The organism is Mesorhizobium sp. M0018 (genome assembly GCF_040323955.1).
In the GTDB taxonomy this organism is placed as follows: domain Bacteria; phylum Pseudomonadota; class Alphaproteobacteria; order Rhizobiales; family Rhizobiaceae; genus Mesorhizobium.
Window position 1 is genome coordinate 69903 of the sequence record NZ_JAMYVL010000013.1, and the last position, 20562, is coordinate 90464.

Below are 20562 nucleotides of genomic sequence, written 5' to 3' on the forward strand. Positions count from 1 at the left end.
TAGGCGAATTCGGTCCCGCTATTGCATATCCGGCCTCGCGAAGCCATTGTCCGGCCACCCGAAAGGGTGTTCCCAAAACCTCGTTGGCCGTTAGGAGCGTGTGTTCATGCCTGTCGCATCGGTGGCCCAGAAAACCGTGTCGCTGCCGGAGTTCGGCGAGCCGACGGTGATGCCGCTGGTTACGCGCGCCACCTATGAGGCCCGCATAGCGGCACTGGTCGCGCGCGGCGGGTTCGATGCCTTCGTCGTCTATGGCGACCGCGAACATGCGGCCAATGTCGCCTACCTCTGCGGCTACGATCCGCGCTTCGAGGAGACGCTGCTGGTCATCGTTCCCGGCAAGCCGCCGAAACTGCTGGTCGGCAATGAGGGCTGGGGCTATGCCGAGATCTGCGACGGGCCGTACGAGCGCGTGCTCTACCAGACGTTTTCGCTGCCGGCGCAGCCGCGCGACCGCTCGCAAGCGCTGGCCGACATCCTCGTCGGTTGCGGCCTGAAAGCCGGCCAGCGCATCGGCGCCATCGGCTGGAAGCCGTTCGGCCCCGGCGATGCGGGTTTTGGCGAAACGACGCTCGACCTGCCGTCCTTCATCGCCGACACGCTGCGCAGCCTTGCCGGCGATAGGGGCGTGATCATCAACGCGGCGAACCTTTTGATGAACCCTGCCGACGGCCTGCGCGCCATCAACGAGGCCGACCAACTGGCCGCGTTCGAATTCGCCGCGACCTATTCCTCGCAAGGCCTGCGCAATGTCCTGCAAGGCATCGAACCCGGCATGACCGAATTGCAGGCGGCGCGGCTGATGGGCATCAACGGCCTGCCGCAATGCTGCCACCCGATGCTGTCGGCCGGCAGGCGGGCGGCCTATGGCCTGCCGAGCCCGCGTCTTGACGTCATCAAGCGCGGCGACCCGATCACCATGGCCTATGGCATCCAGGGCTCGCTCAATGCCCGCGCCGGTTTTCTGGTCGAGGACGCGGCCGAGCTTCCGAGGGGCATCCAGGACTATGTCGAGAAGCTGGTCGCGCCCTATTTCTGCGCCGTCGTCGACTGGTACGAGACGGTCGGCATCGGCGTTCCCGGCGGCGCGTTGTGGCAAGCGGTGCACGAGCGCATCGGCGATCGGTTCTTCGGCGTAGCGCTCAACCCCGGCCATCTCATCCATATCGACGAATGGATGCATTCGCCGGTATTTTCCGGCTCCGACATCAGATTGAAGTCGGGCATGGCGTTGCAGGTCGACATCATCCCGGCGACCGGCACCGATTATTTCACCACAAACATCGAGGACGGCATCGCGCTGGCCGACGAGGCGCTGCGCGAAGAGATCGCGGCGCGCTATCCCGAAGCCTGGCGCCGCATCGAGGCGCGCCGCGCCTTCATGCGCGACGTGCTTGGCATAAGACTGAAGCCGGAAGTGCTGCCGTTTTCCAACATTCCGGCGTTCCTGCCGCCGTTCTGGCTTTCGCGCAACAGTGCGATGGCAGTCGCGCGGCGCTGAGCGCATTTCGGGCGCCTGCGACTTACTTCTGCCGCACTTCGCCTGTCCGGGAGGTGCGGCGGAGGTGGATGGGCCTTTGGTCAGGCCAGAGTGGAATTGCTTAAGTGCCCTTGAAGACGATTTGCATCATTGTCCTTGCCGCGCTGCTCGCCGGCTGCGGCGGCCGCCAAACCGAGGAACTGCTCGGCAGCGCCATGATGGCAGTGCCGGTGACGGAAATCGCCGGCAATCACTCGATCTTCATCGCCACGACGCGCAAGCGCTCCGACGATCCCAACAAGGTCTTCGACGGCGAGCGTTCGGCGACGCTGAACTATGCCCGCGTCAACGTCACCGTCCCCGGCATTCACAAGACAGGCCAGATCGAGCGGCGCTCGCGCGGCAAGTCGGACGATCCGGCCAAATACTTCATGGCTTCCGAGGTCGTCGGCTACGACACCCAGCCGAAATTCTCCAGCGCCCTCAGCGCCGACATCGCGGCGCGCGGCGGCCGTGTCATGGTCTTCGTCCACGGCTACAACACCGGCTTCGACGACGCAGTCTACCGCGTCACCCAGATCACCCATGATTCCGGCTATCCGGGCACGCCGGTGCTGTTTTCCTGGGCGTCGGGCGCCAAGACCACCGACTACGTCTACGACAAGGAAAGCGCCAGCGTTGCCCGCGACCAGCTGGAAGTGACGTTGAGAATGCTGGCGCAGACCGGCGCGCGACGCATCGACATCGTTGCCCATTCGCTGGGGACCTGGGTTACCATGGAGGCGTTGCGCCAGCTCGCCATCACCGGCGACCGTGATCTGGGCGGCAAGCTCGGCGACGTCGTGCTGGCCTCGCCCGACATCGACGTCGACGTGTTCAAGAGCCAGATGCGCCGCTACGGCAAGCCGGACAAGCCGTTCATCCTGCTGCTCTCCGACGACGACCGGGCGCTGCGGCTCTCCGGCCTGATCGCCGGTGCGCGGCCGCGCGTCGGCGACTACAAGAACGCCGCCGACCTCGCCAGCTATGGCGTGTCGGTCGTCGATCTCTCCAGCGTCAAGGGAACCGACCGCTTCAACCACACCAAATTCGCCGATAATCCGGAATTGGTGCAGTTGATCGGCCAGAAGCTGCGCGAGGATGACGGGTTTGCCAGCGACCGCGAGGTGACAGACCGCATCGCCTCGGTCGGACAATAGCTGCATTGCGCGGCAGCGACCGTTGACCATTGCCGCACCATCGGAACAGTTTGAACTGGACCGTGCCGGCCTCTGCCTCTATCGAATAGGCCAAGACGTCTCCGGCTCGACGTCGCCTTTGCGGGAGCCCGCGTGATCGTGCCTTCGAAGATCTTTCTCGTCGTTGCGTTCGCGCTCGCGGTTACCGGCTGCGCCGGCCAGAACACGCACGATCTGCTCAACAAGACGACGATCATCGTGCCTGCTTCGGACATTGCGGCGACGCACAGGATCTTCGTCGCCACAACCCGGCAAAAGGCAATGAAAGAGCCCCGGCAGGTGTTCGACGGCGACCGTTCGCCGACCACCAGCTTTGCCAGCGTCGAGGTGACGGTGCCCAAAATCCACCAGCTCGGCGCCATCGAGCGGGTCAAGGGCTCGGCCAACAGCAATCCGGCGAAGGATTTCACGGCGACCGGCGTCACCTTCTACGAAGGCGCGCCGCAATTCGCCAAGGCGGTCGGCGCCGACATCGCCATGCGCGGCGACCGCGCGCTGGTTTTCGTGCACGGCTTCAACAACGGCTTCGATGACGGTATCTACCGGCTGACGCAGATCGCGCACGACACGAAATACCCAGGCACGCCGGTGCTGTTTTCGTGGGCGTCGAGCGGCAAGACGACCGGCTACATCTACGACAAGGAAAGCGCCAATGCGGCGCGCGACGATCTCGAAGCGACGCTGCGCATGCTCGCCAAGAGCCGCGCCAAGAGCATCGACATCATTGCCCATTCGATGGGGACCTGGGTGACCATGGAAGCGTTGCGCCAGCTTGCCATCACCGGCGACCGCGACCTCGGCGGCAAGCTCGGCTACGTCATCCTGGCCTCACCCGATATCGACGTCGACGTGTTCAAGAAGCAGATGAACCGCTACGGCAAGCCCGACAAGCCGTTCGCCGTGCTGCTTTCGGGCGACGACCGGGCGCTCAGGCTGTCGACCCTGATCTCCGGCGACAAGCCACGCGTCGGCGACTATGGCGACGCGGCCGACCTCGCCAGCTATGGCGTCTCGGTGGTCGACCTGACCAAGACCAAGGGCGGCGACCGGCTGAACCACGCCAAATTCGCCGACAACCCGTTCCTGGTGCAGCTGCTCGGCGACCGCCTGCGCGCCCCGGCCGGCCTCGCCTCCGAAGAGACCGCGCCGGCCCAGCTCGACAATCTCGGCCAGGGCCTCGGCAAGGCCGTCGGCTCGGTCGCCGAAATCGTCATCACCACGCCGTTCAAAGTGCTGACCATCGCCACCGGCGGGTGAGCCGACCTCTGCTGCCAAACGCGCCGGTGATTGGCAGCTGTCAACAAAAACGCTCTGCAGCGATCCTTCGCGCCCCCCTCTGTCCTGCCGGACAGAGGGGGCGCTGTCCGGGCGCTGTCCCTCCAGGGTTCAATGATTCTTCAAACGAACAAATCAACCTTCTGAAAAGTTGTCACGTCAATCAGGCCGACGTCGGAAATTCTGAGCTCGGGGATGACGACCAGCGCCAGCAGCGAGTGCTGCATGTAGGCGTTGTTGAGCGAGCAGCCCATCTGCCGCATGGCGTCGCTGAGCTTGTCGGCCTTGGCGGCGACGATTTCGGCGCGCTCGTCCGACATCAGCCCGGCGATCCGCATTTCGACCAGCGCCAGCTCCTTGCCGTTGGAAAACAGCACGACGCCGCCGCCGACCTCGCCCAGCCGGTTCACGGCCAGAGCCATATCCTGCTTGTTGGTGCCGACGACGATGATGTGGTGGGCATCGTGGGCCACGCTCGACGCCATGGCGCAATCGCCGATATAGCCGAAGCCGGAGACGAAGGCGTTGGTGACGCCGCCGGTGCCCTTGTGGCGCTCGACCAGCGCGATCTGGCAGACATCGTTGCGGCGGTCCATGGCGACCAGCCCGTCCTCGACGGCAAGATCGGCCTCCAGCGCCCGCGTCGGCGCCTGATTCTCGATCACGCCGATGACGCGCACCCGCACCTCGTTGGCGCCCATGGGTGCGGCGATGTCGAAGTCGCCGGGCTTGAGCTTCCTGCCGAGCTTGACGGTGTTCTTCGCCGTCTTCGGATAGTCGTAGGCCGGAATGTCGATTTCGAGCTTGCCGCCCTTGGCCAGCCTGACGCCGCGGCCATAGACCTCGTCGATGGTCATTTCGGCGAGGTCGGAGACGATCAGCAGATCGGCGAGCCGTCCCGGCGCGATCGAGCCGATCTCGCGCTCCAGCCGGAAATGCTGGGCGGTGTTGAGCGTCGCCATCTGGATCGCCGTCACCGGCTTCAAGCCCTGGCTGATGGCGTGGCGCACGACCCGGTCCATATGGCCTTCGTGCACCAGCGTGCCGGAGTGGCTGTCGTCGGTGCACAGGATGAAGTTGCGCGGGTCGAGGCCGCTCTCGGTCACCGCCTTGATCTGCGAGGCCACGTCGTACCAGGCCGAGCCCAGCCGCAGCATCGCCTTCATGCCCTGGCGGACGCGCGCGATGGCGTCCTCGGCGCGCGTGCCTTCGTGATCGTCCTCGGGGCCGCCGGCGACATAGCCGTGGAACGGCAGGCCGAGATCGCGCGAGGCATAATGCCCGCCGACCGTCTTGCCGGCCCTCACCGTCGCGGCGATCTCGCCCGACATCACCGGATCGTTGGCGGCGACGCCGGGAAAATTCATCACCTCGCCGAGCCCGATGATGTTTTCCCAGCTCATCGCTTCGGCAACGTCGGCGACGGTCAGTTCGGCGCCGGCATGCTCCAGCCCCGGTGCCGAAGGCACGCAGGACGGCATCTGCACGAGTACATTGACCGGCATGGCGACGGCCTCGTCATGCATCAGCCGCACGCCCGGCAGGCCGAGCACGTTGGCGATCTCATGCGGATCGATGAACATCGAAGTTGTGCCATGCGGGATCACCGCGCGGCAGAATTCCGTCACCGTCACCATGCCGCTCTCGACATGCATATGCGCGTCGCAAAGCCCCGGCACCAGATAGCGGCCGCCGGCATCGACCACCTTAGTGCCCTGGCCGATGGCATGGCCGGCGTTCGGCCCGCAATAGGCAAAGCGGCCGCCGGCAATGGCAATGTCGGTGCCGGCGATGATCTCGCCCGAATGGACGTTGACCCAGCGCCCGTTGCGGATGACGAGATCGGCGGGTTTGCGACCCATAGCGACATCGACCAGATGCGTCGCCATCTCAGCCCAGGGTTTTGGTTTCGTCGCATTGGCGGTCTTCGGCATCAACAGGCTCCTCTTTGCCCGACTGTGCCAAGCCGCGAGGATTTTGACCAGCGAGGAAGTAAGCGCGGACGGCGAAGTTGCAGATCTCCCCCCTCGAGGACCCACAAGGGGGAGGGAATGCTGCCGCGCGCCCTTACTTCCCCTTTTGGCGCCGAAAGGCAGGCAAATTTGCCGAGGTCAGCGCCAACGGAAGTCTCCCTCCCCCTTGTGGGGAGGGGTTAGGGGTGGGGTACGTCGTAGAGCGAAAGCCTCGGCGTTCCATCTGCGATAGCCCTGCCCTCGAGGGGGAGATGTCGCCGAAGGCGACAGAGGGGTCGCCTATCCACGCGCGACGACCCCCTCTGGCCTGCCGGCCATCTCCCCCTCTAGGAGGGAGATCGATGCGCCATGGCCTTCGCCAATCGCCAAGGGCATTTTTTTGCCGGGCCGCAGCAACTTTGTTCTTGCTTTGTGCCGGCAGCTATGCTACTAATTTGGGTATGGTGCCAATTGGCTCCAACGACCCGCCTCCCGAGGCGGGTTTTTGTTATTGCGCCATTCATGGCAAATGGCCCAGGCGGAATGCGATTCCGTTGCGGCCAATCAGCTTTCGTCTCGTTAGAGGATCCTTCTGAATCGACGGTGGCGGAGTTCGACGCACTCGTTCCGAGCCTTCAGCCGGTTCACTCAATTCGATCCCGAACTGTCACTTCTTGCTCGGATCGTCTGCCGGGTTGACGTAGGTGATCTTGAATGGCCCCTCGCCATGAACCTGGATGATCGTATCGCTTGTCGTCCAGGCGAAGTGATTCATTCCGGCCGGCGCGACGCCGAAGCCGCCAGCAGTCAGTTCGACGCCTTTCGCCTCGTCGAACTTATCGCCCATTCCAATATGGAAGTTGCCGGAAAGCACCGTTACGTATTCCGTGGTGGGATGATTATGTGCGGCAATTTTGTAGCCCGCAGGTGTCTTCAACCGCAGCACAAAAGCGCCGTCCTTTGAGGGATCTCCAGCGACAACAGCCATTTCCGCGCCGGCGGGAATGACAGCAGGAGCAGGACCCCATTTGATGTCTTTGGCGTTCATCGGCATCTCATCGGCAAACAGAGGCGCCGTCCCAACAAGCAGCAGTGCCAGGGCAGAGGCAAGCTTGAGCATGACAATCTCCCAGTGTCTGTAGAGGACGGCGTCGAGTATCGGCGCGCCGATCCACTTGCCAATTGGAGTCTATCAGGGCAGAGCGCCCGAACGCATCCTGCGAACGGGGGACGCGCATTCGCGATAGCCGCGGAAGCTGCCGCTAAAAACATTTCCAGGTGAAACGATTTTGTTTGTATCACTGTAGGTGATCGGCCTCGCTAGCTTCCAGATTTCTCTACGGAAGAAGACGGCTTGACGGCCCCTGCCCGGCATCTGAACAGGACTGGCCTGCGGACGTGGCGGAATTGGTAGACGCAAGGGACTTAAAATCCCGTCCTAGTCCTTTGCACCCTCGCAACTAACCCCTCAAGGCTTGTAATTCCCCGGTTTGCGCCGGGGTTTTTCATTTCATTTTAATCTCTCCATTCGTGCAACGGATTTTGTGGGAAACACGCCGTTGTGGGAATCGTGTGGGAAAAAGAGAACCGACGTTCATGGCCAAACCAATCCACATGAATCTGCAGGCCGGCACCGACGACGAGTTAGACAACTACGCCAAGGCTGGCTCCAGAAGAGGAAATCGAATTAAATCAGCACAATCTTAGAGGTGCGTGAGGCGGTTTCTCAAGCACCAGCACATGACTGCCAAGAGGCGATGTGTGAGTGCTCTTAACCTGGAACCCCTCGTCAGAAAGCGTTTCGATGAATTCGCCATCCGTTCCAGGCGGAACGCGGGCAACGACGTTCGAGGTGCGCCTCACAATATTGGAAAGCACCCTTCGCGCCTTGCCTGGGCCGATGTTGCGCTGCATGTGCTGATAGACGGCCAGCAGCAGGACGATATCGTATTTCGGTAGAAGGATATTGCCGAGGCGCCGGCTGCCGAGGTTTAGGCGATCGAACCTGGCATGTACCGGGGAGCCACTCAACAACATCTTTGCAGTCTCGATATGCGGCTTGGCAATGTCGATCCCGTGGATCGAACTGGGTTTCAGCTTGGAGATCTCATAGGCGACAACACCCATATTGCAGCCAACATCGAGAATGGATTTCCCAGCATAGTCGATCTCCAATGAGAATATCCCGTCCAGTCTATCCTCCCATGTTCCTGCAAAACCTCTTTTGAACCTTGACCACCACAAATCATATACTCCTAAATTAGAGATCGCCGAAATATAGCGCTCGTTACCTTCTACTATTCATAAGTCGTGGCCAAGAAAAGCCTGCCCCCCACAAAAACACAGAAAAACATCATGGACACCACGTTCAAGGGCGCTGCGAGGCGCCTTGCTGATCTCAACTTGCGGGAAACTAGGCGCTCGCATTGGAGTAGGAGAGGACGGTGTTTAGGACATCGCCTTCAAAGCTAGTCCAGCCAACCCCATTAACGCATCACGACCACGATCTCTCGGCAGTCGCCTGATGGCTCAGAACCGCAAGGGCATCCATCGTCTGATGCAGCACAGCGACCTCTGCGACATCGGCAAGTGGGAGGTCATAGAGGTGTGGCGCAGCATCCGCGAACACATCCCAGGACTGTCCGACACCGTGGTCTACACAACGCGGCATACGTGCTGCTCGTGGCAGATCATCCGTGGCATCGACATCCGGCGCGTCCAAATCTGGATGGGTCAAAAGTCGATCCAGACCACCCTGAACTACGCCCACCTTGCGCCGAACCATCTGCTCGACAACCTCACGGCGCTCGAAGGTGGCGCGGCTCCGAGGCTCGTGGTAGTGAACGGCAAATCCTAGGCCGACCGTGTGGGAAACCATGTGGGAGACTGGTGGGATTTCCCCACAATGTGGGAGGTGGGCGTGGCGGAACTGGTATACGCAGCAGACTTAAAATCTGCCGGTGTTTCAAGCACTTACGGGTTCAAATCCCGTCGCCCACACCAACCCTCGCAACGGACTTAAAATCCCTCGATCTCCGATCGTACGGGTTCGATTCCCGTCGTCCGCACCAGATTTGGATTTGCCAAGACAGCTTAAGGGCGGTTCACTTTGCGGGACCGCAATTACCGACAGCTTGCTTGTTGAGCTTACCAGCCTTCAGGTCTGAAAGCTGCGGAATGGATGCATCAAATCCGGCGTATTTTTCGTAGACTTCCCTGTCCAACGAGATTTGCCGACCGGCGGCAGTAAAAGCGACCATCCCTGTAGTGCCGATATAGGCTCGCGCCGCTCGCATTCTGCAGAAGTATTTTTTCTCGCCGTTGGACACGAACCAGCCCAGCGAGCCTGATGCACCTCGCGACAGCTTGCCGGTCTTGTATCCTTTGCTTTGCAGGTTGGAATAGGATTCAGCGTGTGACGGGGTAATCGATGCCAGGAGAAAGACAGCCATCGAAGTCGCACCCAACCACTTCGGCAAGTTTTTGATAATCATAGATCTGTTCCCTTTCAGCTGCATCTCAGCCCGTTGCGGCAAAGCCGTTCACCCCCCGATCGGGTTCAGCTTCAAATGCTGGATCAGGATAATCGTCTTGGCGTCGATAATCCGACCGTCGTGGATGCCGGCCAGCGCCTCGTCGAGCGGCATTTCCAAAACTTCGATGTCTTCGCCTTCGTCATGCGCGCCGCCGCCGTCGGAAATGCGGTCGGCGGGCGAATAGCGGGCGACGAAGAACCAGAGCCGCTCGGTCACGCTGCCGGGGCTCATATAGGGCGAAAACAGCCGCTGCACGTCCTTCAGCCGATAGCCGAGTTCCTCCTCGGCCTCCTTGCGGATGCAGGTTTCGGGATCGTCTTCGTCGAGCAGGCCGGCGCAGGCCTCGATCAGCGGCTCCTTGTGGCCGGTGACGTAGGCCGGGTAGCGGAACTGCCGCACCAGAAGCACCGTCGAACGCTCCGGATCGAAAGGCAGGATCACCGCGCCGTCGCCGCGATCGTAGGTCTGGCGGGTGTGCGTTTCCCATTTGCCGTCGCGCCGGCGATAGTCGAAGACGGTCTTTTTCAAAACCGCCCACTCGTCGGAAAGGACTTCCTCGGAGCGGATGCGAATGCGATCTTCCATGGTGGACTCCCTGCTGCCGCGGCAAGGCGTAGCCGCGAACGGCGGTTCGTGCAATCGGGCCACCAAATGGTCCAGAGCACCGGTTCACCGTCTCGTGTCTGGCGCTGGCACAATCGGCTGCCTAAATAGCGGCAACCCTCTCCGGAGTTTTTTATGACCTCATCGCTTTTCCAGCCGATCACCCTCGACGGCCTCACCTTCCCCAACCGCATCGCGGTCGCGCCGATGTGCCAGTATTCGGCCGAGGACGGCTCGGCCAGCGATTGGCATCTCTATCACTGGATGAACCTGGCGATGTCCGGCGCCGGCATGGTCACCGTCGAGATGACCGATGTCGAACGGCGCGGCCGCATCTCGCATGGCTGTCTCGGCCTTTATTCCGAGGACAACGAGGCGGCGGCGCGACGCACGCTGGATGCAGCCAAGCGTGTCGCCGCACCGGGCACGAAATTCGGCACGCAGCTTGCCCATGCCGGCCGCAAGGCGTCCAACCGGAAACCCTGGGAGGGCGGCGGCCCGCTGCATGCCGATCAGGATCCGTGGCCGATCGTGTCGGCCTCGGCGATCGCCTACGACACCGGCTGGCAGGTGCCGCGGGCGCTGGAGGACGACGAGATCCTGCAAATCATCGAACGCTTCGCCGATGCGGCGCGGCGGGCCGAGCGCGCCGGCTTCGACTTCATCGAGCTGCATGCCGCGCATGGCTATCTGATCTTCCAATTCCTGTCGCCGCTGTCCAACCGGCGCACCGACCGCTGGGGCGGCTCGCTGGAGAACCGCATGCGTTTCGCCGTCGAGATCGCCAAGGCGGTAAAGAAGGCGACGCCCAGGCTGATGCTGGGCGCGCGTCTGTCGATCAAGGAATGGGTCGATGGCGGCTTCGAGGTCGAGGATGCGATCGAAGTGGCAAAAGCGCTGAAGGAAGCCGGCGTCGCCTATCTCTGCTGCTCGAGCGGCGGCAACTCGCCCTTGCAGAAGCTGCCCTCCGGGCCCGGCTACCAGGTGCATCTGGCCGAAGCGGTGCGCAAGGCCGTCGGCATCCCGACGCGGGCCGTCGGCCTGATCGACGATCCGAAACAGGCCGAGGCGATCGTCGCCGACGGCCGCGCCGACATGGTGGCGCTGGCGCGCGCCTTTCTTGCCGATCCGCGCTGGGGCTGGCGCGCCGCGGCCACCTTCGGTGAAAAAATCCACCCGGCGCCGCAGCTTGCCCGCTCGGTGACGACGATGCAGCACTGGATGAAGGCGGCGAACTGACGGCGGGTTCGTCTCGCTGGACGGGCCAGCACAGCTTCGCATGGATCCTCTGCCGGTGTAGAGTGGCCGGGGGCCGCGGCTGGGCGCGGCGGGTTGGGGGAGCAGAGACATGTCGTTCAGGGGGATTTCCATTGCGGCCGCCGCCGCGGTTGTGGCCGAGCTGTCGTTCGCCGCGCCGACGCCGGCCGGGGCGCAATATTGCGAAGGCACGGTGCACGGACTTTCCAGGCACTACAATCTGGCGACGGGAAGCGGCTTTCTCGCCGTTCGGGCCCGGCCGAACTCGTCGTCGCGCATGGTCGGGCAATTGTTCAACGGCGACCAAACCGAGATCTTCGACCGCCGCGGAAACTGGTACAAGGTCGATTTCGGCGGCCGCACCGGCTGGGCGAATGCACGCTGGCTGCGCAACGACTGCGGCTATTGAGCTATTTTCGCCTGAGCTAAAAAGCAGTTGCAACCAAATCGGCCGCTCCGCGTTGGCGGCGATGATGGACAGCAAGCCATTTGAAAAGCCGGTCGTGGTCGAACTCGGCCATGTCGGCAAATATCGGCAGATCCGCAGCGCCCAGGAGGCGGCGGAGTGCCTGATGACGATCTGGCCACTCAACCGCGGGCCGCGTCATCGTGATGCCCTCGACACTTGCCTAAAAGTGCTGGAAGGTTATCGTTCGACGGCGGATGCGCGCCGGGCACTGATCGAAGCCGCCAGGGAATCGGACGTGCTGGTCCCAGACGACAGGCTGCCAGACGACAGACTGGCCGACGATAGGCTGCATTGAGGCAACGGGCTTTCAACCGGAGGGTTTCATGGCGAAACTGACCTACAAGATCGTCGAGCATGACGGAGGCTGGGCCTACAAGGTCGGCTCGACATTCTCCGAAACGTTCCCCACCCATCAGGACGCGTTGCGCGCCGCCGAGATCGCTTCGGCCGAACAGCAGGTCGCCGGCAACACCGACGGCATCCAGTACGAGGACGCCGACGGCAAATGGCACGACGAGCTCGCCGACGGCCGCGACCGGCCGCAGACCGAGGTTTCGGATTAGAGTGTGCCGATATCCAGGTGATGCCGGCGTGCTTTACAGGTCGGTTTGGTAGCGCTACCGTCTCAAATCGCGCGTGACCGGGGAGGAGCCTGGGCGCCGTCGCGAGCCAGGCAGGAAAGCGGTTTCCTTCGAAGTCGTTGCGGGAATCAATCGGGAGGAGATCGATGGCGTCTGTCGCGATCGGGGATGTCTACAAATCATTTGGGACCGTCGAGGTCCTGCACGGGGTCAGCGTCGATATAGACGACGGCGAGTTCGTCACGCTGGTCGGGCCTTCGGGTTGCGGAAAGTCTACCCTGCTCAGGATGATCGCCGGCCTGGAAAAGATCTCGCGCGGCCAGATCGCGATCGCCAAACGTGTCGTCAACAACGTTGCGCCAAAGGAGCGCGACGTCGCCATGGTCTTCCAGAACTATGCGCTCTACCCGCATATGACGGTCGCCGAGAACATGGCGTTCTCGCTGATGCTCAAGGGCGTTCCCAAGGCGGAGAGCGATGCCGGCGTGCGGCGCGCGGCCGAAATCCTGGGACTGGTGCCGCTGCTCGACCGCTATCCGCGCCAGCTTTCCGGCGGGCAGCGCCAGCGCGTCGCCATGGGCCGGGCGATCGTGCGCGATCCGCAGGTCTTCCTGTTCGACGAGCCGCTGTCGAATCTCGATGCCAAGCTCCGGGTGCAGATGCGCGCCGAGATCAAGGAACTGCACCAGCGCCTGAAGACGACGACGGTCTACGTCACCCACGACCAGATCGAGGCGATGACCATGGCCGACAAGATCGTCGTCATGCATGACGGCATCGTCGAGCAGATCGGGCCGCCGCTCGAACTCTACGACCGGCCGAACAACCTCTTTGTCGCCAGCTTTATCGGCTCGCCCGCCATGAATATGCTCAGGGGCGAGATCGTAAGCGACGGCTCGCCGTCGTTTCGCGGCGCCGGCGGGATTTCGGTCCCGTTGGCGTCTGCACTTTCCATCGGCAATGGTGAGCCGGTCGTGCTGGGGATACGGCCCGAGCATTTACGGCTGTCCGACCATCAGGGCATCCCGGTCACCGTCGTGGTGGTCGAGCCGACAGGGTCCGAAGTGCAGCTCATCGGCCGCACCGCCGGCGGCGAGGAGATCGTCGCCAACTTCCGCGAACGCCATTCCTTCACGCCGGGCGAAACCATCCGGCTTACGGCCGAGCCTGGCCTCATCCATCTCTTTCACGGCAAAACCGGACAGCGGTTCGAAACACCCATCGAGCAGTAGGACGGCAATGACAATAAGCAGGAGGAAGCGAGCATGAAATTCACCAGACGCGACGTGATCCGCACCACCGCCGGTGCGGCGGCGGGAGCCTTGGGAAGCCGGCTCATCGGCTCTCCCGCCTTTGCCCAGGAGGGGTTGAAATACAAGCCCGAGGACGGCGCCAAGCTAAGGCTGTTGCGCTGGTCGCCTTTCGTGAAGGGCGACGAGGACCAATGGCTGGCCAACACCAAGCGCTTCACCGAAGCGACCGGTGTCGAGGTTCGCGTCGACAAGGAAAGCTGGGAGGACATCCGCCCCAAGGCGGCGGTCGCCGCCAATGTCGGCTCCGGTCCGGACCTGATGTTCGTCTGGTTCGACGACCCGCACCAATATCCCGACAAGCTACACGACGTGACGGAGCTGGGGGAATATCTGGGCTCGAAATATGGCGGCTGGCACGATGGACCGCACCAATATGCGACACGGCAAGGCAAGTTCCTCGGCCTGCCGCTGGCGACCATCGGCAATGCCATCGTCTATCGTGAAAGCTGGGTGAAAGAGGCTGGCTTCTCCGAATTTCCGAAGGACACGGCAGGCCTGCTCGAGCTTTGCAAGGCATTGCAGGCGAAGGGGCACCCGGCCGGCTTCACGCATGGCCACGGCGTCGGCGATGGCAACAACTACGCCCACTGGCTGCTGTGGAGCCATGGCGGCCAGATGGTCGACGAGAGCAGCAAGGTGACGATCAACAGCCCCGAGACGCTGAAGGCGATCGAATACGCGCAGCAACTCTACAAGACCTTCATTCCCGGCACCGAAAGCTGGCTCGACGTCAACAACAACCGCGCCTTCCTGGCCGGCGAATTGAGCGTCATCGCCAACGGCATTTCGGCCTACAACACCGCCAAGATCAACAAGGACAAGGATCCGAAACTGGCCGAGATGGCCAAGGACATCCGCACCACCAACCTGCCGATCGGCCCGGTCGGAAAATCCGTCGAGCTGTTCCAGGTGACCACGGCCGTGATCTTCGACTACACGCCCTACCCCAACGCCGCCAAGGCCTACCTGCAGTTCATGTTCGAGGATCCGCAAATGTCGCAGTGGATCACGTCGTCGGCAGGCTATTGCTGCCAGACGCTCAAGGCCTTCGACAACAACCCGGTGTGGACGGCCGATCCGAACAATGCCGCCTACGCCAAGGCCTCGGCGACGCTGCGGCCCAACGGCTATGCCGGCCCGCTTGGCTATGCCTCGGCAGCGACCATGGCCGACTATGTGCTGGTCGACATGTTCGCCAAGGCGGTGACAGGCCAGGCGACGCCGCAAGAAGCGATGGAAGAAGCCGAGAAGCGCGCCAACCGCTACTATCGCGTTTGAGCCGGTTCAGCCGGGCAGCCATGCTGCCCGGCTTCGAATCGCGCATGGCCGCCCGGCCGTTCAATGAGACCTTAGAGGAGCCGACCCATGGCCGTGACCTCCACTGCCGCTCAGCCACGCCGGTCGGCGCTGTCGCGCATTCTGACGTTCGTGTCCGAAAGTCATAACGCGCTTGGCTTCGGCTTCATGCTGCCGGCGGCGGCGCTGCTGCTGGTCTTCCTGACCTATCCGCTCGGGCTCGGCGTCTGGCTCGGCTTCACCGATGCCCGCATCGGCCGCCCCGGCATCTTCATCGGTATCGAGAACTACGAATATCTGTGGGATGACGCCGTCTTCTGGCTCTCGGTCTTCAACACCTTGCTCTACACGATCAGCGCCTCGATCCTGAAGTTTGCGCTCGGCCTGTGGCTGGCGCTTATCCTCAACCAGAACCTGCCGTTCAAGTCGTTCTTCCGCGCGATCGTCCTGCTGCCCTGGGTGGTGCCGACGGTGCTGTCGGCGATCGCCTTCTGGTGGATCTACGATTCGCAATTCTCGATCCTGTCCTGGGCGCTTATGGAAATGGGCCTGATCGACCATCGCATCAACTTCCTCGGCGATCCGGAGAATGCGCGGGCTTCGGTCATCGCCGCCAATGTCTGGCGCGGCATTCCTTTCGTGGCGATCACGCTGCTTGCCGGCCTGCAGACGATTCCGCAGTCGCTCTACGAGGCCGCCACGCTCGACGGCGCCAGCCGCTGGCAATTGTTCCGCTATGTGACGCTGCCGCTGCTGACGCCGATCATCGCCATCACCATGACGTTTTCGGTGCTGTTCACCTTCACCGACTTCCAGCTGATTTATGTGCTGACGCGCGGCGGGCCGGTGAACGCCACGCATCTGATGGCGACGCTGTCGTTCCAGCGCGGCATTTCCGGAGGCCAGCTTGGCGAAGGCGCCGCGATCGCAGTTGCCATGATCCCGTTCCTGCTGGCGGCGATCCTGTTCAGCTATTTTGGCCTGCAGCGTCGCAAATGGCAGCAGGGCGGCGGAGATTGACATGACCGCGATCGAAACGAGCAAACGCCCGGAACTCGACGAAGGCGGCATGGGCTACCTGCAGAGTTTGCCGCGCCGCGTGGTGACGGTCTACCTGCCGTTGCTGATCTTCGTCATCGTGCTGTTGTTTCCGTTCTACTGGATGACGATCACGGCGGTTAAGCCCAACCTCGAGATGACCGACTACGCCAATTTCAATCCGTTCTGGGTGGTGCATCCGACGCTCGAGCATATCCGCTACCTGCTCTTCGAGACGTCTTATCCGGGCTGGCTGCTCAACACGATCATCATCTCGACCGCCGCCACGTTCCTGTCGCTGCTGGCTGCCGTGTTCGCTGCCTATGCGATCGAACGCTTGAGGTTCTCCGGGGCGCGGCAGGTCGGCCTCGCGGTGTTCCTCGCCTATCTCGTGCCGCCGTCGATCCTGTTCATTCCGCTGTCTGTGATGGTGTTCAACCTTGGACTTTACGACACGCCGTTCGCGCTCATCCTCACCTATCCGACCTTCCTGATCCCGTTCTGCACATGGCTGCTAATGGGTTATTTCCGCTCGATCCCGTTCGAGCTGGAAGAATGCGCGCTGATCGACGGGGCGAGCCGTTGGCAGATCCTCACCAAGATCGTGCTGCCGCTATCGGTGCCGGGCCTGATTTCCGCCGGCATCTTCGCATTCACGCTGTCATGGAACGAGTTCATCTACGCCTTGACCTTCATCCAGTCGTCCGAAAACAAGACTGTGCCGGTCGGCGTGCTCACCGAGCTGGTGCGCTCGGACGTCTATGAATGGGGGGCGCTGATGGCGGGAGCGCTGATCGGCTCGCTGCCGGTCGTGGTGCTCTATTCGTTCTTTGTCGAGCACTATGTTTCCTCGATGACCGGAGCCGTGAAGGAATAGCCGACGTGATTAAGTTCGGAGGTATTCCCGGCGGCCCGGATGCCCGGGGCGGGCACCCTGCCGGCCGAGACCGCGTTCCGGGAGGGTGTCAGCTGCTGGTGTCGGACTTCGGCGCAAATGCGCGGTCGGCAATGCGTTCGATGAAAGCGACGACCCGTTCCGGCTCGACGAATTGCGGCATGTGGCCAAGCCCCTCGACAGGTTCGAAATCGAGCCCGCTGATCTTTTCCATCACCGGCCAGCCGTGGATATCGATCCCCAGCACGCGGTCGGAAGCACCAAACAGAATGCCGGCCGGCATGGTGATTTCACCATAGCGTTGCTCGATGCGGCCAAGGTCATGCTCGATGGCCACGACATCGGTCGACGTTGCATAGAAATGGCTTGGCCTGAGCCCGCACCAGCCGCCGCCCTCGACCATATAGTCGGCCGGCGCCGTCTGCGGCGCGAAAATGAAGGCAAGCGTCGCTTCGGCATATTTGAGAGCCGCCGGGATCGCCACCGTATAAGCCATGATCCGGCGCCGCAGCGGCGACTTGACGTACAGCGGGCCGAACTTCTCGCGCGCGTCCGGCTCCAGATGGGTCAGCGGTGCCAGCAAGGCGATGCCGGAAATCGCCTCTGGATGCTCGACCGCCAGCGTCAGCGCGATGGCGCCACCCAGCGAATGACCGACGACCAGCGGCTTTCCCAGCCCAAGCGCGTCGATAAAATGCCGCACGACCTCGGCCTGCTCGGACAGCCGTCCGCTGGCGGCCCTGGCCCGCACCGAATAGCCGGAGCCCGGGCGGTCGAGCGCGATCAGCCGATAGTTCGGGCCGAACCGTCCGAACAGCGTGTGGCCGAATTGATGAAGCTGCGCGCCGAGGCCGTGCAGGAAGACGATCGGCCGCCCCTCGCCCGTCTCGACATAATGGATGCGGTTGCCGTCGATCTCGATGAATCTGCCACTGGCCGGCACCAGCCTTTCGGCCTTCGCCGCGATCCGCAGCGTCGCCAGCAGCGGATAGGCTGCCACGACGAGCGCCAGCAGAAACAGCGCGCCGGGTAGCCATAGCAGAATTGATACCGGCATCTTTCCCTCAGCGCCCAAACCGGCGCAGCATCACCCGCCGACGGCTCCACTGCAAGGGAGGTGGCACAGGTGGATCCGTCGTTTGGCGGCATTGCCGCCGGCCGTTTGCCGCGCTATCTCAGGCGACCCGTTTGCCGGAGCCTGCCATGACCGAAATCGTCACCGCCGCCATGCTCGTCATCGGCGACGAGATTCTGTCCGGCCGCACCAAGGACAAGAACATCGGCCACCTCGCCGAGATCATGACGGCGATCGGCATCGACCTGAAGGAAGTGCGCATCGTTGCGGACGAGGAAGACGAGATCGTCGCTGCGGTGAATGCGCTGCGCACCCGCTATACTTATGTCTTCACCACCGGCGGCATCGGCCCGACGCATGACGACATCACCGCCGATTCGGTTGCCAAGGCCTTTGGCGTGCCATGCGAATACGACGCCAAGGCCTACGCCCTGCTGGAGGCAAGCTACGCCGCCCGCGGCATCGAATACACCGAAGCGCGCAAGCGCATGGCGCGGATGCCGCGCGGGGCAGACCACATCGATAATCCAGTGTCGGTTGCGCCGGGCTTTCGCATTGGCAACGTCCATGTCATGGCCGGCGTGCCGGCGATTTTCCAGGCGATGCTCGACAATGTCGTGCCGACATTGCGGGCCGGCACCAAAATGCTGTCGGCAACCGTGGAATGCCCGTTCGGCGAAGGCCTGATCGGCGGGCCGCTGGGCGACATCCAGAAGGCGCATCCGGACACGATCATCGGCTCCTACCCGAAATATAGCGACGGCAAGTTCTGGACGGAACTGGTGGTGCGCGCCCGCAGCCAGCAGGCGCTGGACTCCGCACGCGCCGACGTAGAGGCTATGGTGGCGGGCTTGATCAGGGCAAGCAGGGAAGGCTGATCGGCCGGCCCGACGGAACCAGCATCGCGCAGTGACGTTTGTCACGAGTGGGATCGCCGTATGAAGTGAGGGACTGCCATGCGCTTCAAGACCATCGTCGCCATATTGCAGAATGAACCGGATGCCGAGCGCGTCCTCGACTGCGCGATCCCGCTGGCCAGCCGATTCCAGAGCCATCTGATCGGCATCCATGCCGAGGCGCTGCCCGTGCCCTACACCTCTGCCACCGGCTTTCCGGACACCGAGTTCCTGCAGGTTTCCGCCGATATGAACCGGGAGCGCGCCGAGAAGTTGCAGGCCGCCTTTCACAAGCGCATCGAGAATTCCGGCCTGTCGTTCGAGTGGCGCAGCCTCGAGAGTTTTTCCGGCGACAGTGCGCTGACCGGCATCTCGACCGTTCGCACCGCGGACCTGATCATCGCCGCGCAGCGCGAATCGGGCAGCGACCCGAGCGCCGACGTCGACACCCTGGTCTACGATGCCGGCCGGCCGGTGCTGGTGGTACCGCATTCGGGTTCGCTGGTGACCAGCTTCAAGCATGTGCTGCTCGCCTGGAACGGCAGCAAGGAAGCCGCGCGCGCCGCCTTCGATGCCCTGCCCTTCATTATCGAGGCCGAAAAGACGGACATCGTCGTCATCGACCCGCCCGATACGCTCGACGAGGCGCCGGAAACAGCCGGCGCCGAGATCGCCGCCTCGCTGTCCAGGCATGGCGCGACCGTCAGTGTCTCGGTGCTGAGGTCCGGCGGCGCCTCGGTCGACGACATCATCCAGACCAGGGTCGCCGAGTCGGGTGCGGACCTGCTCGTGCTCGGCGCCTACAGCCATTCCTGGCTGCGCCAGCTGCTGTTCGGCGGCGTGACGCGAACGGTGCTGCGCACCGCACCCGTGGCGGCCTTTCTGTCGCGGTAGGTTCACAGGGATAGCTTTCCACGCCCCTTGCCAAGGCCAAGCCTTTCCAGTTAATTCCGCGCGCATTCCATGGTGTCTGCGCGCGATGCGCGCTTTGCGGAGTGCGCGAAAGATGTCCCTGCCCGAAAAAGCCTTCCCGGTCTCCTGGGACCAGTTCCACCGCGATGCGCGCGCGCTCGCCTGGCGGCTTGCCGGCGCCAACAAGGGGCAATGGAAGGCGATCGTCTGCATTACGCGCGGCGGCCTGGTTCCGGCGGCTATCATTTCGCGCGAGCTTGGCATCCGCATCATCGAGACGGTCTGCGTCGCCTCCTACCACGATTATACCAGCCAGGGGCAATTGCAGGTGCTGAAGGAGGTCACGCCGGCGCTGCTCGTCGATGACGGGGCCGGCGTGCTGATCATCGACGACCTCACCGACACCGGCAAGACGGCGGGCATCGTGCGCGCGATGATGCCCAAGGCGCATTTCGCCACCGTCTATGCCAAGCCGAAAGGCAGGCCGATGGTCGACACTTTCGTTACCGAGGTCAGCCAGGACACCTGGATCTATTTCCCCTGGGACATGGGCTTCACCTACCAGAAGCCGATCGCCGACGACCACGCCGGCTGATTCGCGGCAACGCCGCTTGATGCACCGAGTCCGCCCAGAGGACCTCCGCACACCGATAAAGGCGTGGCGCGACGCTGCTGCAGTCGCGCCATTAGGCTGAGATCGGCGCAGATTGACGGAATCTGGCCGATCCGTGAAACATTTTTTACTT

Annotated in this window: 21 protein-coding genes and 1 tRNA gene; 16 read left to right on the forward strand and 6 right to left on the reverse strand. The window is 62.9% G+C overall.

Annotation, left to right across the window (positions count from 1 at the left end):
• Positions 1-106: 106 nt before the first annotated feature.
• From NKJ81_RS19305 to NKJ81_RS19315, 3 genes are all read left to right on the forward strand, one after another.
• Entirely contained in the window at positions 107-1501 is a 1395-nt protein-coding gene (locus tag NKJ81_RS19305) for a hypothetical protein (protein ID WP_352541393.1), read from the forward strand.
• A 104-nt stretch (positions 1502-1605) separates the two neighbouring features.
• A complete protein-coding gene (locus NKJ81_RS19310; protein ID WP_352451120.1) occupies positions 1606-2679 on the forward strand; it encodes an alpha/beta hydrolase in 1074 nt (357 codons plus the stop codon).
• A gap of 132 nt (positions 2680-2811) precedes the next feature.
• Complete coding sequence (locus NKJ81_RS19315) at positions 2812-3975, forward strand: alpha/beta hydrolase (RefSeq protein WP_352541394.1); 1164 nt, start codon at positions 2812-2814, stop codon at positions 3973-3975.
• 140 nt (positions 3976-4115) lie between these two features.
• Here NKJ81_RS19315 and ade read toward each other — a convergent pair whose 3' ends face one another.
• The 3 genes from ade to NKJ81_RS19330 all read right to left on the reverse strand — a co-directional run bounded on the left by ade (position 4116) and on the right by NKJ81_RS19330 (position 8120).
• Entirely contained in the window at positions 4116-5927 is a 1812-nt protein-coding gene (ade, locus tag NKJ81_RS19320; RefSeq protein ID WP_352541395.1) for an adenine deaminase, read from the reverse strand.
• A gap of 685 nt (positions 5928-6612) precedes the next feature.
• Positions 6613-7065, reverse strand: coding sequence for a cupin domain-containing protein (locus NKJ81_RS19325; RefSeq protein WP_352474063.1), 453 nt, complete (start codon positions 7063-7065; stop codon positions 6613-6615).
• Between the two features lie 572 nt (positions 7066-7637).
• The gene (locus NKJ81_RS19330) at positions 7638-8120 is read right to left on the reverse strand and encodes a class I SAM-dependent methyltransferase (RefSeq protein WP_352541396.1); all 483 of its coding nucleotides are present in this window, start codon (positions 8118-8120) and stop codon (positions 7638-7640) included.
• A gap of 349 nt (positions 8121-8469) precedes the next feature.
• Between NKJ81_RS19330 and NKJ81_RS19335 the strand changes: the two genes are divergently transcribed.
• Positions 8470-8802, forward strand: coding sequence for a tyrosine-type recombinase/integrase (locus tag NKJ81_RS19335; protein ID WP_352541397.1), 333 nt, complete (start codon positions 8470-8472; stop codon positions 8800-8802).
• Positions 8803-8859: 57 nt separating this feature from the next.
• Positions 8860-8948: transfer RNA gene (locus NKJ81_RS19340), tRNA-Leu, on the forward strand.
• Between the two features lie 101 nt (positions 8949-9049).
• Here the strand turns inward: NKJ81_RS19340 and NKJ81_RS19345 are convergent.
• On the reverse strand, positions 9050-9439 hold the full coding sequence (locus tag NKJ81_RS19345) for a hypothetical protein (RefSeq protein WP_352541398.1): 390 nt from the start codon (positions 9437-9439) through the stop codon (positions 9050-9052).
• 48 nt (positions 9440-9487) lie between these two features.
• Positions 9488-10066, reverse strand: coding sequence for an NUDIX domain-containing protein (locus tag NKJ81_RS19350; RefSeq protein WP_352541399.1), 579 nt, complete (start codon positions 10064-10066; stop codon positions 9488-9490).
• Positions 10067-10219: 153 nt separating this feature from the next.
• On the opposite strand from NKJ81_RS19350, the gene NKJ81_RS19355 reads away from it, so the two are divergent.
• The 8 genes from NKJ81_RS19355 to NKJ81_RS19390 all read left to right on the forward strand — a co-directional run bounded on the left by NKJ81_RS19355 (position 10220) and on the right by NKJ81_RS19390 (position 16915).
• The gene (locus NKJ81_RS19355) at positions 10220-11323 is read left to right on the forward strand and encodes an NADH:flavin oxidoreductase/NADH oxidase (RefSeq protein ID WP_352474055.1); all 1104 of its coding nucleotides are present in this window, start codon (positions 10220-10222) and stop codon (positions 11321-11323) included.
• Between the two features lie 109 nt (positions 11324-11432).
• A complete protein-coding gene (locus NKJ81_RS19360; protein WP_352541400.1) occupies positions 11433-11750 on the forward strand; it encodes an SH3 domain-containing protein in 318 nt (105 codons plus the stop codon).
• 61 nt (positions 11751-11811) lie between these two features.
• Positions 11812-12105: a DUF982 domain-containing protein gene (locus NKJ81_RS19365; protein ID WP_352541401.1), complete on the forward strand. Its 294-nt coding sequence runs from the start codon at positions 11812-11814 to the stop codon at positions 12103-12105.
• Between the two features lie 28 nt (positions 12106-12133).
• Entirely contained in the window at positions 12134-12373 is a 240-nt protein-coding gene (locus NKJ81_RS19370) for a DUF2188 domain-containing protein (protein ID WP_023674770.1), read from the forward strand.
• A 164-nt stretch (positions 12374-12537) separates the two neighbouring features.
• Positions 12538-13623 (forward strand): ABC transporter ATP-binding protein, encoded by a 1086-nt coding sequence (locus NKJ81_RS19375; RefSeq protein WP_352541402.1) that lies wholly within the window; start codon positions 12538-12540, stop codon positions 13621-13623.
• Between the two features lie 33 nt (positions 13624-13656).
• Positions 13657-14982, forward strand: a complete 1326-nt coding sequence (locus tag NKJ81_RS19380) for an ABC transporter substrate-binding protein (RefSeq protein ID WP_352541403.1) — start codon at positions 13657-13659, stop codon at positions 14980-14982.
• Positions 14983-15168: 186 nt separating this feature from the next.
• A complete protein-coding gene (locus tag NKJ81_RS19385) occupies positions 15169-16020 on the forward strand; it encodes a carbohydrate ABC transporter permease (RefSeq protein WP_376705884.1) in 852 nt (283 codons plus the stop codon).
• A gap of 1 nt (position 16021) precedes the next feature.
• Positions 16022-16915 carry a carbohydrate ABC transporter permease gene (locus NKJ81_RS19390; RefSeq protein ID WP_023674766.1) on the forward strand — a complete coding sequence of 298 codons (894 nt, stop codon included), beginning with the start codon at positions 16022-16024 and terminating at the stop codon, positions 16913-16915.
• Between the two features lie 88 nt (positions 16916-17003).
• Here NKJ81_RS19390 and NKJ81_RS19395 read toward each other — a convergent pair whose 3' ends face one another.
• The gene (locus tag NKJ81_RS19395) at positions 17004-17990 is read right to left on the reverse strand and encodes an alpha/beta fold hydrolase (protein WP_352541405.1); all 987 of its coding nucleotides are present in this window, start codon (positions 17988-17990) and stop codon (positions 17004-17006) included.
• 146 nt (positions 17991-18136) lie between these two features.
• On the opposite strand from NKJ81_RS19395, the gene NKJ81_RS19400 reads away from it, so the two are divergent.
• The 3 genes from NKJ81_RS19400 to gpt all read left to right on the forward strand — a co-directional run bounded on the left by NKJ81_RS19400 (position 18137) and on the right by gpt (position 20411).
• Positions 18137-18886, forward strand: a complete 750-nt coding sequence (locus NKJ81_RS19400; RefSeq protein ID WP_352541406.1) for a competence/damage-inducible protein A — start codon at positions 18137-18139, stop codon at positions 18884-18886.
• A gap of 78 nt (positions 18887-18964) precedes the next feature.
• Positions 18965-19798 (forward strand): universal stress protein, encoded by an 834-nt coding sequence (locus NKJ81_RS19405; RefSeq protein WP_352474045.1) that lies wholly within the window; start codon positions 18965-18967, stop codon positions 19796-19798.
• Between the two features lie 112 nt (positions 19799-19910).
• Complete coding sequence (gpt, locus tag NKJ81_RS19410; RefSeq protein ID WP_352474044.1) at positions 19911-20411, forward strand: xanthine phosphoribosyltransferase; 501 nt, start codon at positions 19911-19913, stop codon at positions 20409-20411.
• Positions 20412-20562: the final 151 nt, after the last annotated feature.

Bases quoted from the DNA above. Each gene is read 5' to 3' on its own strand.
- NKJ81_RS19390 (WP_023674766.1), top strand. From the start codon at position 16,022: ATGACCGCGATCGAAACGAGCAAACGCCCGGAACTCGACGAAGGCGGC.
- NKJ81_RS19395 (WP_352541405.1), bottom strand. From the start codon at position 17,990: ATGCCGGTATCAATTCTGCTATGGCTACCCGGCGCGCTGTTTCTGCTG.
- ade (WP_352541395.1), bottom strand. From the start codon at position 5,927: ATGCCGAAGACCGCCAATGCGACGAAACCAAAACCCTGGGCTGAGATG.
- NKJ81_RS19355 (WP_352474055.1), top strand. From the start codon at position 10,220: ATGACCTCATCGCTTTTCCAGCCGATCACCCTCGACGGCCTCACCTTC.
- NKJ81_RS19400 (WP_352541406.1), top strand. From the start codon at position 18,137: ATGACCGAAATCGTCACCGCCGCCATGCTCGTCATCGGCGACGAGATT.
- NKJ81_RS19325 (WP_352474063.1), bottom strand. From the start codon at position 7,065: ATGCTCAAGCTTGCCTCTGCCCTGGCACTGCTGCTTGTTGGGACGGCG.
- gpt (WP_352474044.1), top strand. From the start codon at position 19,911: ATGTCCCTGCCCGAAAAAGCCTTCCCGGTCTCCTGGGACCAGTTCCAC.
- NKJ81_RS19370 (WP_023674770.1), top strand. From the start codon at position 12,134: ATGGCGAAACTGACCTACAAGATCGTCGAGCATGACGGAGGCTGGGCC.
- NKJ81_RS19385 (WP_376705884.1), top strand. From the start codon at position 15,169: ATGCTGCCGGCGGCGGCGCTGCTGCTGGTCTTCCTGACCTATCCGCTC.
- NKJ81_RS19380 (WP_352541403.1), top strand. From the start codon at position 13,657: ATGAAATTCACCAGACGCGACGTGATCCGCACCACCGCCGGTGCGGCG.
- NKJ81_RS19365 (WP_352541401.1), top strand. From the start codon at position 11,812: ATGATGGACAGCAAGCCATTTGAAAAGCCGGTCGTGGTCGAACTCGGC.
- NKJ81_RS19345 (WP_352541398.1), bottom strand. From the start codon at position 9,439: ATGATTATCAAAAACTTGCCGAAGTGGTTGGGTGCGACTTCGATGGCT.
- NKJ81_RS19405 (WP_352474045.1), top strand. From the start codon at position 18,965: ATGCGCTTCAAGACCATCGTCGCCATATTGCAGAATGAACCGGATGCC.
- NKJ81_RS19375 (WP_352541402.1), top strand. From the start codon at position 12,538: ATGGCGTCTGTCGCGATCGGGGATGTCTACAAATCATTTGGGACCGTC.
- NKJ81_RS19335 (WP_352541397.1), top strand. From the start codon at position 8,470: ATGGCTCAGAACCGCAAGGGCATCCATCGTCTGATGCAGCACAGCGAC.
- NKJ81_RS19360 (WP_352541400.1), top strand. From the start codon at position 11,433: ATGTCGTTCAGGGGGATTTCCATTGCGGCCGCCGCCGCGGTTGTGGCC.
- NKJ81_RS19305 (WP_352541393.1), top strand. From the start codon at position 107: ATGCCTGTCGCATCGGTGGCCCAGAAAACCGTGTCGCTGCCGGAGTTC.
- NKJ81_RS19350 (WP_352541399.1), bottom strand. From the start codon at position 10,066: ATGGAAGATCGCATTCGCATCCGCTCCGAGGAAGTCCTTTCCGACGAG.